Origin of the sequence: Flavobacterium antarcticum DSM 19726 (assembly GCF_000419685.1) — a bacterium.
GTDB lineage: Bacteria > Bacteroidota > Bacteroidia > Flavobacteriales > Flavobacteriaceae > Flavobacterium > Flavobacterium antarcticum.
The window spans coordinates 249,446-264,650 of record NZ_ATTM01000005.1; the positions used below are offsets into that span (position 1 = coordinate 249,446).

The window sequence follows — 15,205 nt, forward strand, 5'->3', positions numbered from 1 at the left end:
CGTGTTTTATTGATTTTTCTTACTGCTAAATTACAACTACTATTATATGAGATGCTTATGTGATTTTTGCTTTATCTTATACAATTTCATTGGGATATATTTAACTATACGAAAATAAAATACGTACGGTTTTCTAGAAGTGAAAAAACAATAAATATAGTATGATTTAAAATACAAACGAGTCCTAATTTCTACGTAGAAATTAGGACTCATTTACATTAAATTCTTTGATTATGAGTCTTTTATGTTGCCTCGATTTTCTTGATTTTTTTTATTTTTATCCGGAAATTCATCTGGATTCGGGTTGGAATTAAAATCTTTGTGTTCTGCTGTTTCAGGTGTTTGATGAATAGATTCTGTGGGATAATCCACTTTTGGAGCGGATTTTGAGTCTTCCAAATTCTTTTCAACATAGCGTGCTCGATCAACTTGAATTACCTTTCCATGATCATCTTTCTCGAATTCTTTTTTCAAATCTGCAGTTGAAGTATTTTCTTTTTCCACGAAATTTTTTCCGCTGAAACCTTCATTTACAGGTTGTGCACTTTTGGAATTAGATTTTTCCATAATTTATAATTTTAGTTTTTTGACAATTTTTAGGTTAAGTTACGTTCAAAACGATTTAAATTCCAAAACCATTAACATTGTTTTAATGCAACAAAGCGATTATCTTTGTCGCTCTCAATCGCATTATGTCACACCAGCACTTCCTTATTTACAAACCGTACGGCTTTTTAAGTCAATTTGTTTACGAACAAAAACGTAAGAAAAAGCTTTTAGGCGAATTATCAGATTTTCCTGCTGGAACGATGGCAATTGGTCGTTTAGATGAAGATTCCGAAGGCCTACTTTTGTTGACAACCGATGGAAAAGTGAGTGAAGCTGTTCGAAGTAAAAAGGTAGATAAAGAATATTATGTTCAAGTGGATGGCATTATTACCGATGAAGCCATTGCACTTTTGAAAACCGGTGTCGAGATTGGTTTTGAAGGTGGAAAGTACATGACGTTGCCTTGCAATGCGAAAAAAATAGATGATCCTAATTTTGAAATCCGATCTAAAAAAGTCCGTGACGACCGACATGGTCCAACAACTTGGGCGTCAATTACCGTTCGTGAAGGAAAGTTCCGGCAAGTGCGAAAAATGACAGCTGCTGTTGGTTTTCCAACACTGCGGTTGGTGCGTATTCGGGTGGGAAATGTAAATCTGAATCAAATGAAATCCGGTGACGTAATCGAAATGGAAAACCTGCTGGAAGCGGTTCTCTCTTAAATTTAAAAGCTAATTTTTATGTTGAATATTGTTTTGGTAGAACCTGAAATTCCAAATAACACAGGAAATATTGGACGATTGTGCGTTGGAACTGAAAACCGATTGCATCTCATTCATCCCTTTGGATTTGAAATAACCGACAAAAATCTGAAGCGTTCTGGATTGGACTATTGGGTTCATCTAGATTGGTGTCAGTACCAAAATATCGCTGAATGGCGAAATCAAATTCCGGATTTCTCACGTGTTTTTCTTTTCAGTTCCCATGCGGAACAATCGTATTTAGAAGCCGATTTTCAAGACGGTGATTGGTTGGTTTTTGGAAAAGAATCTGTGGGTTTGAGTGCTGAAATGTTAGCGGAATTTCAAAATCATTTGGGTATTCCTATTTCTCCGTTGGTACGAAGTTATAATTTAGCAAATGCGGTTGCAATGGTGATTGGTGAGGCAAAAAGACAATTGATTGTGACCTCAAAACTTTAGCGATTCTCGAAGATAAACTTTCCCTTTTGTTGATCAAAACCAATACTTTTATCGTCAAAAATAGTGTTGAATGTTCCATTTTTGATTAACTCACAAGGCGACGCTTGAACGGTTTTTTCTGGTGTCATTACAATCATTTCGTCGCAAAGTTGGATTGCTAAATCAATATCGTGCGTCGAAAATAAAATACACTTTTGTGTTTCTTTTGCTAATCTTTGAAGCAATTGCAATAAGGTAAACTTGTGCAACAGATCCAAGTGTGTCGTTGGTTCGTCTAAAATGATCAATGGCGTATCTTGTGCCAAAGCTCTTGCAATTAAGACTTTTTGCAATTGTCCGTCGCTGATTTCGAAATGTTTTTTTTGTGCCAAATGTTCAATTTTCGTCAAGCGAATGGCGTCGTTTACTTTCTCAAGATCTTCTGTGGTTAATGTTCCTAACCAATTCGTATACGGTTGGCGACCTAAAGCAACTAATTCAAAAACGGTCAAATTACTTGGCGGTAAATGCTCTGTTAAAACGAGACTCATTTGTTGTGCCAAATCTTTTGCCGTATAATCTGCGATGTTTTTATTATTTAAATAAACATTTCCTTCAATCGGTTTTTGGATGCCGGTAATTGTTTTTAGTAAAGTAGATTTTCCAATACCATTAACTCCCACTAAAGCAATTAATTTACTTTTTTGCAATTGAATAGTGATATCATTTGCTATAATTATTTTTTCTTTTTTGCTAGCGTATCCAATTGAAATCGTATCGGAATGCAGGATAATCTCATTTTCCATAACTTGATTATTGAATGTTTTTTTTGCTAATTAATAACCAAATTACAACGGGAGCTCCCATAATAGAAGTAATTGCGTTGATAGGTAAAGTCATCGATAAATAAGGCATCTGCGAAATGATGTCACAAATAAGCATCAGTATTGCACCTAATAATAGTGTACTAAAAAATAATATTTTATGATTACTTGTTTGAAATAATAATTTTGCAATATGCGGAACTGCTAATCCAATGAAGGCAATCGGTCCAGCAAAAGCAGTGATGCTTCCCGCTAAAATACTTGTTGCAATAATGATGATAAAACGTGCTTTTTTGAAATTCAATCCTACACTTTTAGCGTAGTTTTCACCTAACAATAAAGCATCTAAAGATTTTATACTGAACAAACTCAATAGCAATCCCACACTGACAACGGTTCCTAAAATCCCTATGGAGTTCCAAGATAAATTACCTAAATTTCCCATTGACCAAAAGGTGAACTTTTGAAGTTGTTCGGCGGTGCTGAAGTAACTTAATACATTTACAATTGCTCCAGCAAAACTTCCAAACATTAATCCCACAATCAAAATAGACATTGTATTTCGTAATCTTTGCGCGACGATCATTATTGCCAAAACAACTAGAAAACTTCCTAAGCAAGATGCCAAAACAATTCCATAATCGGATAAAACCGCTTGATTTAGAAAACTCGGTAAAAATCCTGCTCCTAAAATCACGAAGGCGACACCTAAACTTGATCCTGAACTTAAACCCAAAACATAAGGTCCAGCTAAAGGATTTCTGAATAAGGTTTGCATTAAAAGACCACTGATGGAAAGTCCCATTCCCACTAATATTGCAGTAATTGCTTTGGGCAATCTAAAATTTAAAATGATGTAATCCCAAGTAGATTTTGATGATTCATGTCCAATCAAAATTTTAAAAACTTCTTTTAAAGGAATAGAAACTTGTCCCGAAATTAAATCCATTGAGAAGAAGAACGCCAGTAATATGGCGAAACTTATAAATAAAAAATAATGGCGTTTTGTAGTCATTAAATTCTCTATTGAATCTGTTCAAAAAAGTACGGTTTGTAATTTGGCAAAAGTTCAGGATGGAAAACCCAAACTAAGTCTTTCAAAACTAAATCAGGTCGGTTTGGTGCTAATTCATAATATAAATTTCCGCCTGTTTTTCCTTTTTTGTTGCTAAACGAATATATCTTTTTATTCTTAAATGCAGAAAATTGACTGTAATGCGGATTGCCTTTCTGCATGTCTTTTAAAGTTGCAAATTGTCCCGAAGTAATCCAAAATTCTGCGTCTTTTGCCTTCTCAAAAACGACTTCAAAAGACAGGGCTAAACTTCCAGTTCCTTCGGTTTCTTGCCACAAATACTGTCCTCCTGCTTCTTTGATAAGTTGAGAACCCCAACTCGAACCTTTTGGTAAATACCAAGTTCCTTCAAAAATATCACCTGCTAAAACGGTTGGTTTTTTAGTTGCTTTTTTTACTAACTTAACTGTGTTTTTATACTCTCTTTCAATAGTTGAAAAAATTGAATCTGCCTTTTTTTCTTTGCCATACAACACACCAAAAAATTTAATCCATTCTGCTTTTCCTAACGGCGTTTGTTCGTTCCAATCGCCATTCATCATGATTTTAATGCCACTTTTTTCAAGGTTATCTAATGTTGGATTTTTATTGTCAATGCCGTATCCAATTAAAACATCGGGATTTAAATCGATGATCACTTCCGTATTTAAATCTTGGTTTTGCCCTAATTCTTTTACTTTTCCTTTTTCAATTAGCGAACGAACTTTCTCCGAAGAAATGTAATTTAGATTGGGAAATCCTATTAATGAATTTTCCATTTCTAACATTTCTAAAGAGGGAATATGAGTCGTTGAAGTCACCACAATATTTTTTACGGGAACTGAAATAGAAGTATAGTTCTGCAAACTATCTGGAATTGTTCCGCCTGCTTCTTTTAAAACATAGGTGTACTCTTTTGTTGCATTTGGCCATGGATTTACCACTTTTACTACTGAATAACCTTCGTATTTAAAGATTGAAAATCCCGTTGCATACTGAACTGTGTTTTCTGAAATTTCTGTTTTTACTGTAATTTCAGTTGGATTTTTTTTGCAACTGAAAGCAAATAGAAATGTAAAAAGTAAGGCGATTTTGAAGTTGTACATTTTCATGAAAAAGATTTTATGCGTTGCAAAGGTAGAAGTTATTCTGACTTTTATGGCATTAATTAAATTTCAAAGTAAAACACAAAACGTAAATTTTTTGAAAAACGAAATGGAATTGCTCAATATTTAGTGTACTTTCGCACTCGAATTAAGGTTGTGATTTTATCAATCGCATTAAAAGGGAATTTGGTTTAAAACCAAAGCTGTTCCCGCAACTGTAAGCTAAAAAGCTTGTTGTAAACTACAAAACCACTGTTTCGTTATTGGCGAAATGGGAAGGTAGACAACAAGACGCAAGCCAGGAGACCTGCCTTTTTTCGTAACAAATATCGAATCTTCGGGAAAAAAGATTCAGAAATTATGACTTTACGATTTTATATCTTTTTATTTGGAATTTTAGTTTGCCAATCAACTTTGGCACAAACGACTCCTGCAATAATTTTGGAGGAAGTAGAAGTGTCCGATAAAAAACTAAAAAATTATTCAGATTCGCAGAATGTGCAGCAAATGAATGATTCGATTATTCGAAAAAGCCAACCTTCACTAAGTAATTTATTAAATTTTTCAACTGGAATTTATTTTAAAGAAAATGGTTTGGCTATGGTTTCTTCGCCGTCTTTTCGCGGAACAACAGCTCAACAAACTGCCGTAATATGGAACGGAATCAATATCAATTCACAGTTAAACGGTCAGACCGATTTTAATACAATCACCACTTCAGATTTCAATTCCATTAGCGTTCGAGCGGGTGGAGGAAGTTCGCTTTACGGAACAAGTGCCATTGGTGGAAGTATTCACCTGATTACCGACTTGCGTTTTAAAGATGAGTTTTCAAATCTATTAAGTGTAAACTACGGCAGTTTTAATACGTTAGGGATTAACTATCATTTGCGTTACTCCGATGAAAAAATCAGTTTTTTTGGAAGTATTTCACGAAATAGTTCCGATAATGATTACGAGTATTTGGGTTCTAAATTGAAAAATTTGAATGGAAATTACTTTAATTCAAGTTATAATATTGGGTTTGGTTATAAATTAAATGCAAAGAATATACTGAAATTGTATAGCCAAGTGTACGATGGAGAACGTCATTTTTCTTTAATAAATTCTTCGGATAGCAGAACAAAATACCAAGATGTAAATACGAGGAATTTAGCTGATTTCACTACGTTTTTAGGTGCTTTTAGTTCGAATGTGAAAGTTGGTTTTTTAAGCGAAAAGTATAAATACTTTGGAAATGCAGCAAGTGATAATTTTACATTTGGAAAAGTAGAAACGCTTTTGGCAAAATACAATTTGAATTACCGATTCAATTCCACAATACAAGCCGATTTTGCAGCTGATTATACGCAGAATAAGGGAATTGGGTCGGATATTCAAGAAGATAAAAGAACAATTACAGGATTTGGATTGCAGTTTAAGCACCACGTGAACTCCAAATTTTCTTATGATTGGAGTTTGCGAAAAGAGATAACTTCTAATTATAGAAGTCCGCTTTTGTATGCTGTTGGAACGAATTTCAAGCCTTTAAAATTCTATACTTTGAAAGCGAATTTTTCGAAAAACTTCAGAATTCCTACCTTCAATGATTTGTACTGGCAAGGAGCTGGAAACTTGGATCTGAAGCCCGAAAATTCCTTACTAGGTGAGATTGGAAACGTTTTTCAATTTGAAAGTTTCACATTTACGGCCACGGTTTTTCATTCAAAGATAAAAGACATGATTCGTTGGGTTCCGCAAAATGGTGGTGTTTTCAAACCTATGAATACGGATCGCGTTTCTATTTTTGGAAGTGAAATTTCGGTGAATTATCAAAAGAAAATTGATAGACACCAATTTGATTTCAATGCCAATTATTCGTATACGAAATCGGAAAATGAGAAAACTAGAAAGCAATTGACGTTTGTTCCTTTTCATAAAACAACGGCATCAATTGCTTATTCGTACAGTCGTTTTTCTGCCTTTTATCAATATTTATTTAACGGTGAAGTATTCACACAAACAGATAATGATTCTAAAAAAATTATACAAAATTATACTGTTTCGAATGTCGGATTTTCAGCAGAATTGGACAAAAAAAGAAATTATTCCATTGGATTCAAAATCCTTAATTTATGGAATGAAAACTACGAAAGCGTAGAAAACAGGCCACTTCCTGGCCGAAATTACACAATAAATTTAACCCTTAATTTTTAAATTATGAAGATTACAAAATTGCTTTTTGTTGCTATTGCAAGTTCACTTTTATTTGTTTCATGTAGCGATGACGACAATGACAATGCAGCTGTTGAACCACAAGTGCCGCTTGGTGCTTACGATAATGGTATTTTAGTAGTGAATGAAGGAAACGGTTCTGCTGGAAGTATTTCATTTATCACAGACGATTTAACTAGTGTTGGTCAAGATATTTTTGGAACAGTAAATCCGGGTCAAGGAATTGGTGGTTACGTTCAGTCTATGTTTTTTGATGGCGACCGCGCTTTTATTGTTTCTAATGGTTCTAATAAAGTAACGGTTGTAAATCGATACACGTTTGAATTGATTGCTAAAATTGAAACAGGATTTAGCGTTCCTCGTTACGGTGTAGTTGTAAACGGAAAAGCTTACGTCACTAATTTAGCTGATTTTGGTAATTTGACAGACGACTTTATTAGTGTAATAAATTTGACAACCTACGAAGTGGAAAGTACTATTGCTGTAAATGCACTTGCTGAAAAAATTGTAGCGGAGAATGGAAAATTATATGTAGCAAACGGAAGTTATGGTGCTGGAAATTCAGTAACTGTAATTAATGCAGCAACAAAAGTAATTGAAAGCACAATTGACGTTGGAATGTCACCAAATTCTATGGAGGAAGAAAATGGGTTTCTATATGTTTTATGTGGAAATGTCACAAACGACAGTAAAGTGGTAAAAATCAATTTAACTACAAATTTAAAAGTTTCTGAAATCACTATGACGGGATTGATGAATGCTCAGAATTTAAATATTGAGGATGACAAAATGTACTTTACAGTAAATTCAGCCGTTTATAAAGAAAATTTATCTACAACTGCGATTTCTGGAACGCCTTTATTTACTTCAACAGCGACTACTTTATATGGTTTTGCAGTTGATAATAATAGAATTTTCGTGGGCGATGCTAAAGATTATGCTTCAAATGGGGCTGTTTTTATTTACAGTACAGCAGGAACTTTGCAAAAAGAGTTTAGTGCAGGTTTAATTCCAAATGGATTTTACTTCAACGACTAATTTTTTTAGTTATAAACTAAAAAAGGGCTTACATGTATATGCAAGCCCTTTTTCTTTGGGACAAAAAATTATTTAATTGCTGCAATTGCTTCTAAAATAGTAGTTGCAATTTTATCTTGTTGTTCGTTATTCGTTAAATAAGCCCTGTCATTTTCATTGGAAAGAAAGCCTAATTCCACAGTAACAGATGGGAATTTTGAATCTTTAAGCATTGTAAAATTAGCTTTTTTTATACCTCTAGATTTTAAATTATGATTGTTTACTAAACGAGAATTTAAGTCTTCCGCTATTTTTTTTGATTGTTCATACATTGCGTTTTTTGGAGAAACATAGCATTCTATGCCTGAAGCTGCTGCATTTTCATTTCCATTCACATGAAGTGAAAGCACTAAATCTGGTTTCAACTCATTGATAAACTTTGCACGATCTTGCAAGCTCACGTATTGATCTTGGGTACGTGTGAGGTGAATAATTACATTTTCATTAGCATTTTTTCCCTTGATTTTCTGAGCAATCGAGGCTACGATTTCTTTCTCGATAAAACCATCAACCGTCATTCCGTCGTCGTTCCCACCATGTCCGGCATCAATTACAACAGTAATGGTCTTTTTAGGATCGTTTTCAAATGGCTTGATAAAAGCAAACGAAGCCAAAACTGCAAATGCTAGAATAAATTTAAATGTGTTTTTCATGTAAGTAGAATTTATGGTTTGTTAAAATAGAACGACAATCTAGCTTAATTATTTGAATATTGGCAATGTAATTTCTGTATTATTGTTAATATACATTTCATTTCCAAAATGCTGTAAGGATTTTGAGCTTTTAAACTCTTGTCCAAATTTTCTTAAATTTGATGGAGCAGTTCGTCCGTTTCCTTCAATTAATCCTAAAGCCGTTTGTAATAAAGGTTCGCTTTGGTTTCCTAAAACACCTAGATTACCTGGGTTTTCGGGTTGTTCCACTGTCGGAATTATTCCATCCTGGTATTCTCCAAAACCATCTTTATTGATTGTTTTTATCACAAGAGGTTGCATTGCATATTTATGACGTGGATTTACATTTTCTTTATTAAAAGTGGGTGAATCATATAATGTAATTGAACCTACATTTTTACCGATTGTTTTGGTTCCAATTTGGATTACATCCATATATGGTTTCAGTCCGTTAATGACTAATTCGCTGGCAGAAGCAGTTCCGCCTGTTGTCAGAACGTAAACCCGCGTTAAATTCAAACTGTTAATTGGTGTACTGCCAATCGTATTCGTAAAATTATTGACCAATTGCGACGGATTATTTTCTTCAAAATAAGTCTGAATTTTTGAATTCCACTGTTGCTTCGCAAATAATTGTCCACTAAATTGCCCTGTAATCATACTTGCTAATCGGGTTGCAGTTAAAACAGAACCACCACCATTGTAACGTAAATCCAAAACTAAATCAGTAACACCTTCGTTTTTAAATGTTGCAAATGCTTGATTTAATTCTAAATCATAATTAGCGGTGAAACCATTGTACATTAAATAACCCACTTTCTTGGTGTTGGTTTGAATCACTTTCGTCAGGAAAATAGGATTTTCAGTAAGTTCGCTTTTGATTAATTCAACCGATTGTCCGTTTGGCGTAATTGCTCCACCGTTAAAATCGGCTAAATTTAAAGTGTATGTATTTAAAGCGATCAATGCTCTGTAATTATCCACATTTAAGGCTTGACCGTTTATTCCGTAAAAAAGCGTACCACGAGTTACATTTTTACTTGAAGCGTCTGAATTTGGCAAAATATAATTTGCAACTCCATATATTTCCGTTTGACTTCCTGGTTTGTAACGTAAGGTGAAATCCATTCCGTTATTTTTAGTCACACCTTGAAAAAGATTTTCTAGATATACATAATCGTCCACTAAAACACTAAAACGATCGATGCTTTTGTCTACTTTTAAATGATTGAATAAATCAACAGGACTTCCATAATTGGAAAGAAACGCATTCAATTGTCCTTGATTTGCAAAGCGGTCGTCTGCTAAATCAGGCGAATCTTCTTGCCATAAATAATATAAATTGAGTCCTTTCCAAATAAAATTCTGCACTTCAAGATTTGTGGGTACATTTAAGGAGTCGTCCATGTCGTCACAACTGTAAAGTGTCAAACATGCAAGAATGGTTAAAACCAACAATTTAAAAATATTTTTCATGTTATTCTTTTAAATTACAAACGTAAATTTAACTACTTTAGATTTAAATACCATTCTTTTGTAACAAAAAGAAAGTTGATTCGTCTTCTTAGTATACACTGCATTTCAAATCATGTTTATGACGCCATCGGAATTTGTACATCTTGTTCAGCCTTTTAAAGAAAAGGTATTTCGATTGGCACGTCGCTTGTTAATTAGTGTGGAAGAAGCTGAAGATGTTTCGCAGGAAATGCTGATGCGTTTGTGGAATAAGAAAGAAAAATTGCACGAATATAAAAGTGTTGAAGCTTTTGCAATGACGATGACTAAAAATTACTGTCTTGATCAACTCAAAAATAAACGAGCTTCTCATTTGAAAATAGAACATGCGAATTATGCTGATAATGGAGGTTATTTGCAGGATGAAATAGAAAACAAAGACATATTGAATTGGGTCGAAAAAATAATTCAAAATTTACCCGTTCAGCAGCAGCTGATTATTCAAATGCGGGATATTGAGCAGTATGATTTTGAAAAAATAGCAGAAATTTTAGAAATGAATGAAACAGCAATTCGGGTGGCACTTTCAAGAGCACGAAAAACCATCAGAGAAGCAATGGTAAAAACACATGAATATGGAATTAAGTAAAATTGAAGTATTTCTAGAGAAGTATTTTGACGGAGATTCAAATGAAGAAGAGGAATTGGCGTTACGCAATTATTTTGCACAGGAAAATATTGCGAAACATTTAATACAATATCAGGCATTATTTGGCTACTTTGCGGAAGCTAAACAAATTAAAAATAAAAAAGAATTTATGTTGAAATCTGCAGAACATCCGAAAAAAAACCGAGCTTTTTTACTTTCAATCGCGGCAACCTTGATTGTTGGTTTAGGTGTTGTAATTTTTATGTACACGAGCTATCAACCGGAGAATGAAAGTGATTTAGGAACTTATAATGATCCAAAAGTGGCTTTAGAAGAAACACAGAAAGCATTGACTTTACTCTCAAAGCATGTAAATACGGGTTATGAAAGTGTACAGTATATTGGTGAATATGAGGTTACCAAAAATAAAATTTTCAACGTAAATTAAAAATAAAATTTAAAAGACTTATAAAATAAAGAAACCATGAAAAAAATAATTGTACTAATTGCCTTCGTTTTATTGCCGAACTTCTTTTTCGCACAACAATCTGTTTTTGATAAATTTGACGGTTTAGACGACGTCACTTCCGTGTTAGTGAGCAAAAAAATGTTTCAAATGATGGGGAATGTGAAGATGGATGCGAATGATAAGGAAATGCAGCAATTCATTAGTTTGACTAAAAAACTAAACAATCTAAAAGTTTTCACAACTTCAAATCCTAAAATTAAAGCAGATTTGAAAGCGACTGCCGAAAAGTATTTGGTGTCTGCTGGATTAGAAGAGTTGATGCGGGTTAAAGACGGAAGTCAAAATATTAGAATTCTAGTAAAATCCGGAGCGAAGGAAAGTCAAATTAAAGAGCTTTTGATGTACATTGAGGATAGTGGAAAGAAAAATGAAACCGTTTTAATGTCGCTTACTGGAGATTTTGATTTGAATGAGTTATCGGTTTTGACGGATAAAATGAATCTTCCTGGTGGAAATGTGTTGAACAAAACTGGTAAAGGAACGAAATAATGATAAAGAACTCCCTAATCTTAGTTATATGCGGTTTGTTATTACTTAGTTGTACTAATGAACCTTCATTGCAACGTTATTTTGTCGCACATTCTGAAGATGCGAACTTTATTAACATTGACCTTTCGCCTTCGGTTTTAAATATTGATCAGCGTTTGCTTTCACAAGAAGAACAAAAAGCATTCAAATCTTTTGAAAAAATGAATATTCTAGCGTTCAACTTGAATGCTGAAAATGCGTCAATTTACGAGTCGGAAAGAACCAAAATTGAGGATATTTTAAAAGAAGAAAAATACATTTCACTAATGAAATTTAGTTCCGGAATGCAAGGTGTTTCCGTAAGTTATTTAGGGACGGAAGAAAAAGTAGACGAAATTATTTTCTATGCTCGAAGTGCTGAAGCTGGTTTTGCTGTTGTACGAATCTTAGGAGATCGTATAACGTCAAATGACATGATGCATTTTGTCACTATTTTGCAAAAATCTAAAATTAATCTAGAGCAATTAAAACCATTGCAAAAAATGCTGCAGAAGACCGATAATGGAGAATCAAACAATACAACGATTAATTAATAGTCTGCATTAATTGTATAAAAAAAGCCTTTCATTTTAAATCGAAAGGCTTTTTTGCTTTATTGTTTGAAGTACTTAAAAGGAACAAGTAACATCCCAAAACATTCTCCATCTCCTTTACCAATGTGCTTGTGGTGCATTTTATGTGCCCTACGAACTGCCTTTGCATATCTGTTATTTGCAGTTCTAAAAAGCTTAAATCTTTGGTGAATAAAGATGTCGTGTACTAAAAAGTACGCCAATCCATAAGCGAAAATACCTAAGCCAATCGCTAAGCCAATTTCCAAAATATTATTTTGCCACAGCAGGAAAAATCCAATACTAATAACGGCATAAATAATAAAAAAAGCGTCGTTTCTTTCAAACCAAGAGTCGTGGTCTTTCTTATGATGATCTGCATGCAAATTCCATAAAAAACCGTGCATGATGTATTTGTGGCTGAACCAAGCCATGAATTCCATGAAGAAAAAGGTCAGAAAGAAAACTAAGATATGAATTCCCATTGTTGTTGATTTTTATGCTGTAATTTAAATAATGTTCAATTTGTAAGTGAAATAGCACTTGGCAAATAAGCCAAACTTCTGATAATCAGAAACCCGAATTCGAGTGTTTTTTATTTCTGTTGAAGGTGTGTTTTTCAACTTCATCAATAGTTTTTTGTAATAAACGTAAGCGGTGTAAACGCCAAATTTCGCTTCTAACGGTAAGTTTACGATACCGTGAAATGCAGCTGTAAAATCCGCTTCAATTTCTGAAATAATTTCGTTTTTCGAATTTTCATCTAATTTCGTTAAATCGGTATTTGGAAAGTAAGTCCGACTTAAATCTTCAAAATCAGCTTTTAAATCACGGAGAAAATTTACTTTCTGAAAAGCCGAACCCAATCGCATTGCAGATTCTTTTAATTCGTCGTACTTTGCCATGTCGCCTTTCACAAAAACTTTCAAACACATTAAACCCACAACATCAGCAGAACCATAAATATACTGGTTGTATTCTTCCGTTGTTTTGTAATCTGATTTGTATAAATCAAGTCGCATACTGTGCATAAAAGCATCGATCAAGTTCATATCAATTTCATACTTATTTACGGTATGTTGGAATGAATTTAAAATTGGATTTAAACTGATTTTTTCCTTCAAAGCCAAATGTAGATCGGTTTCAAAACGTTCAAAAAGAGCGATTTTATTGTAATCGTGGAAGCTGTCGACAATCTCATCAGCAAACCTTACAAATCCGTAAATATTATAAATATCTTGTCGGATTGTTGGCGCTAACATTTTTACGGCAGACGAAAACGAAGTGCTGTACGAACGCGTGACGGTTCTACTGCATTCAGCTGATACGGTGTCAAAAATGGATTTCATAGACAATTTAATTGTTTTTAATTAATTCCGATACTAATTTTCCCGAAATTAAAGCCGGTGGAACTCCTGGACCTGGAACGGTTAACTGACCTGTAAAATATAAATTTTTAACTTTTTTACTTTTTAATTTTGGTCGTAAGAAAGCAGTTTGCAGCAATGTATTGGCCATTCCGTATGCATTTCCTTTGTACGAGTTGTAATCAGATACAAAATCATTCTTACAAAACGACTCTTTAAATATAATGTTATTTTTTATTTTTTGATTAGTTAGCGTTTCAAATCGATCGATAATTTTATCAAAATACGCTTCCCGTAAAGCCGGATGATCTTCAATTCCTGGTGCTAGTGGAATCAAAAAGAAAGCAGATTCCATTCCCTCTGGTGCAGTTGACGGATCCGTTACAGAAGGAAAGTTGGCATAAAACAAAGGATCTTCTGGCCATTTTGGTTCGTCGTAAATGTCTCTAGCGTGTTGATCAAAATCGACATCAAAAAACAGTGCATGATGCGAAACGTTCTCTAATTTTTTGTCGAAACCTACGTAGAAAAGTAGCGATGATGGCGCAAAAACCCGACTGTCCCAATATTTTTCGGAGTACATGCGGTATTCTGAATCTAGTAATGTTTCAGAATGATGGTAATCGGCACCACTTAGAATGACATCTGCTTCAACTCTAGAATTATTTACGATGAGCGCTTTTGCATCACCATTTTCAACAACAATCTTATTTACGTTTGCATTGAATTCAAAAGTAACTCCTAACTCCTTTGCCAATGTTTCCATGGCTTTTACCACATCAAACATTCCGTTTTTTGGATGCCACGTTCCCAATCCGAAATCAGCATAATTCATGAAACTGTAAAACGAGGGCGTGTTACTTGGTTTCGCTCCTAAAAACAGCACTGGAAATTCTAAAATTTGAATTAAGCGTTGATTTTTAAATTCGCGTTTTACATCCTTACTGATGGTACTAAAAAATTGGCCTACTTTTTTAGCTGTTTCAACCGTAATCAATTCAAGCGGTGAAACGCCTGGTCTGTAAACTAAATCCTTAATTGCGATGTCGTAATTGCTTTTGGCTTTGGCCATAAAAGCTTTCAATTTGTCACCACTACCTTTTTCAATAGACTCAAAAGTGGCAATAATTTCTTCTAAATTATCTGCGATACTTACAAAATCATTGATTCCGTAATAGACACGATAAGCTGGTGAAAGTTTGATTAACTCGTAATAATCAGCTGTTTTCTTCCCAAAGTCATTAAAGAAGCGCTCGAAAACATCGGGCATCCAATACCAGCTTGGTCCCATGTCGAATGTAAATCCTTCTTTTTTCATTTGTCTGGCTCGTCCACCAATCGTCTTGTTTTTTTCGTAAACCGTTACTTTATTTCCGGCTTTCGCCAAATAACAAGCCGCTGATAACGACGAAAAGCCTGAACCTATAATTGCAATTTCTTGTGACAT

At 34.0% G+C, this 15,205-nt stretch carries 17 protein-coding genes and 1 riboswitch; of the genes, 8 read left to right on the forward strand and 9 right to left on the reverse strand.

Translation table 11 applies throughout. The annotated features are described in order from the left end of the window. Positions 1–231 precede the first annotated feature (231 nt). A complete protein-coding gene (locus tag YWA_RS0110490) occupies positions 232–567 on the reverse strand; it encodes a hypothetical protein (protein ID WP_022828469.1) in 336 nt (111 codons plus the stop codon). A 125-nt stretch (positions 568–692) separates the two neighbouring features. On the opposite strand from YWA_RS0110490, the gene YWA_RS0110495 reads away from it, so the two are divergent. After that, positions 693–1,271, forward strand: coding sequence for a pseudouridine synthase (locus YWA_RS0110495; protein WP_022828470.1), 579 nt, complete (start codon positions 693–695; stop codon positions 1,269–1,271). A gap of 18 nt (positions 1,272–1,289) precedes the next feature. Further along, positions 1,290–1,751, forward strand: a complete 462-nt coding sequence (locus YWA_RS0110500) for a tRNA (cytidine(34)-2'-O)-methyltransferase (RefSeq protein ID WP_022828471.1) — start codon at positions 1,290–1,292, stop codon at positions 1,749–1,751. Here the strand turns inward: YWA_RS0110500 and YWA_RS0110505 are convergent. From YWA_RS0110505 to YWA_RS0110515, 3 genes are read right to left on the reverse strand one after another with little or no spacing between them, the layout of a single operon-like run. Then, complete coding sequence (locus YWA_RS0110505) at positions 1,748–2,536, reverse strand: ABC transporter ATP-binding protein (RefSeq protein ID WP_022828472.1); 789 nt, start codon at positions 2,534–2,536, stop codon at positions 1,748–1,750. The genes YWA_RS0110500 and YWA_RS0110505 overlap by 4 nt on opposite strands. A 7-nt stretch (positions 2,537–2,543) precedes the next feature. Continuing rightward, positions 2,544–3,569 carry an iron ABC transporter permease gene (locus YWA_RS0110510; RefSeq protein ID WP_022828473.1) on the reverse strand — a complete coding sequence of 342 codons (1,026 nt, stop codon included), beginning with the start codon at positions 3,567–3,569 and terminating at the stop codon, positions 2,544–2,546. An 8-nt stretch (positions 3,570–3,577) separates the two neighbouring features. Continuing rightward, a complete protein-coding gene (locus YWA_RS0110515; RefSeq protein WP_022828474.1) occupies positions 3,578–4,720 on the reverse strand; it encodes an ABC transporter substrate-binding protein in 1,143 nt (380 codons plus the stop codon). 128 nt (positions 4,721–4,848) lie between these two features. Beyond that, positions 4,849–5,043: riboswitch (cobalamin riboswitch) on the forward strand. 31 nt (positions 5,044–5,074) lie between these two features. On the opposite strand from YWA_RS0110515, the gene YWA_RS0110525 reads away from it, so the two are divergent. Beyond that, complete coding sequence (locus YWA_RS0110525) at positions 5,075–6,910, forward strand: TonB-dependent receptor plug domain-containing protein (protein ID WP_026718748.1); 1,836 nt, start codon at positions 5,075–5,077, stop codon at positions 6,908–6,910. 3 nt (positions 6,911–6,913) lie between these two features. Beyond that, complete coding sequence (locus YWA_RS0110530) at positions 6,914–7,966, forward strand: YncE family protein (RefSeq protein WP_022828476.1); 1,053 nt, start codon at positions 6,914–6,916, stop codon at positions 7,964–7,966. Positions 7,967–8,034: 68 nt separating this feature from the next. Here YWA_RS0110530 and YWA_RS14935 read toward each other — a convergent pair whose 3' ends face one another. Continuing rightward, positions 8,035–8,658, reverse strand: coding sequence for an N-acetylmuramoyl-L-alanine amidase family protein (locus YWA_RS14935; protein ID WP_022828478.1), 624 nt, complete (start codon positions 8,656–8,658; stop codon positions 8,035–8,037). Between the two features lie 48 nt (positions 8,659–8,706). After that, positions 8,707–10,155 (reverse strand): S41 family peptidase, encoded by a 1,449-nt coding sequence (locus YWA_RS0110545; protein WP_022828479.1) that lies wholly within the window; start codon positions 10,153–10,155, stop codon positions 8,707–8,709. A 118-nt stretch (positions 10,156–10,273) separates the two neighbouring features. Here YWA_RS0110545 and YWA_RS0110550 point away from each other — a divergent pair, with 118 nt between their 5' ends. The 4 genes from YWA_RS0110550 to YWA_RS14940 all read left to right on the forward strand — a co-directional run bounded on the left by YWA_RS0110550 (position 10,274) and on the right by YWA_RS14940 (position 12,373). Beyond that, positions 10,274–10,783, forward strand: coding sequence for an RNA polymerase sigma factor (locus tag YWA_RS0110550; protein WP_022828480.1), 510 nt, complete (start codon positions 10,274–10,276; stop codon positions 10,781–10,783). Beyond that, complete coding sequence (locus YWA_RS0110555) at positions 10,770–11,231, forward strand: hypothetical protein (RefSeq protein WP_026718749.1); 462 nt, start codon at positions 10,770–10,772, stop codon at positions 11,229–11,231. Before YWA_RS0110550 ends, YWA_RS0110555 begins: the two co-directional genes overlap by 14 nt. Before the next feature lie 36 nt (positions 11,232–11,267). Continuing rightward, positions 11,268–11,801 carry a DUF4252 domain-containing protein gene (locus tag YWA_RS0110560; RefSeq protein WP_022828482.1) on the forward strand — a complete coding sequence of 178 codons (534 nt, stop codon included), beginning with the start codon at positions 11,268–11,270 and terminating at the stop codon, positions 11,799–11,801. Between the two features lie 68 nt (positions 11,802–11,869). Continuing rightward, positions 11,870–12,373, forward strand: coding sequence for a DUF4252 domain-containing protein (locus YWA_RS14940; protein WP_051126942.1), 504 nt, complete (start codon positions 11,870–11,872; stop codon positions 12,371–12,373). A 59-nt stretch (positions 12,374–12,432) separates the two neighbouring features. Here the strand turns inward: YWA_RS14940 and YWA_RS0110570 are convergent, their stop codons facing one another. The 3 genes from YWA_RS0110570 to YWA_RS0110580 are packed head-to-tail and all read right to left on the reverse strand — an operon-like array spanning position 12,433 to position 15,205. Then, positions 12,433–12,876 carry a sterol desaturase family protein gene (locus YWA_RS0110570; RefSeq protein ID WP_022828484.1) on the reverse strand — a complete coding sequence of 148 codons (444 nt, stop codon included), beginning with the start codon at positions 12,874–12,876 and terminating at the stop codon, positions 12,433–12,435. 24 nt (positions 12,877–12,900) lie between these two features. Beyond that, positions 12,901–13,740: a phytoene/squalene synthase family protein gene (locus YWA_RS0110575; RefSeq protein WP_022828485.1), complete on the reverse strand. Its 840-nt coding sequence runs from the start codon at positions 13,738–13,740 to the stop codon at positions 12,901–12,903. 7 nt (positions 13,741–13,747) lie between these two features. Further along, entirely contained in the window at positions 13,748–15,205 is a 1,458-nt protein-coding gene (locus YWA_RS0110580) for a phytoene desaturase family protein (RefSeq protein WP_022828486.1), read from the reverse strand.